The organism is Haemophilus sp. UMB1048, assembly GCF_030218125.1.
Lineage (GTDB): Bacteria > Pseudomonadota > Gammaproteobacteria > Enterobacterales > Pasteurellaceae > Haemophilus_D.
The window spans coordinates 1-515 of the sequence record NZ_JASOPB010000028.1 but is presented as its reverse complement, the minus strand read 5'-3'; the positions used below and the strand labels follow the sequence as shown (position 1 = coordinate 515).

General features: G+C 35.0%; 1 protein-coding gene. It reads right to left on the bottom strand.

All coding sequences use genetic code 11. The features are described from left to right. A partial coding sequence (locus QP437_RS09720) for a DMT family transporter (RefSeq protein ID WP_285267699.1) occupies positions 1 to 515 on the bottom strand: 515 nt, incomplete at both ends.

Below are 515 nucleotides of genomic sequence, written 5' to 3'. Positions count from 1 at the left end.
CCTCTGAGTATTTTCTGTTAAGAAAATATACACTTAGCACAGTTACAATAAATCCTACCCCCTGTAAGAATGTGAATTGTTCATCCAAAAACAACCATGACAAAAATAATGCAACTAGCGGAATAAAGTACAACATTATCCCTGCCAAATGAACTGGGAGCCAACGCAAGGAGTTCAAGTAAAAACAAAAAGCTAAAAAATATTGTAATATTCCAGATGAAAAAACAATAATCACGGATTCCAACGGAAGATAAATTGATGATTTAGATATAAAAATAAAGAGCGATGACAGTATAAGGGAGAATGTCAACTGTCCGCTCAATAATGTGATAGGCTCAAACGATTTAATAAGGCGAGACGATATAACAACATAAAATGCTGCCGATAACACACCGGCAACAACAAGACAATATCCAACAATATTATTCGATCCATTACTGATGTCTGGCAAGGCTACCAAAATACTGCCAACAATTGCACCTATAAGGAACAATATAAAATATTGCGGGGAATTA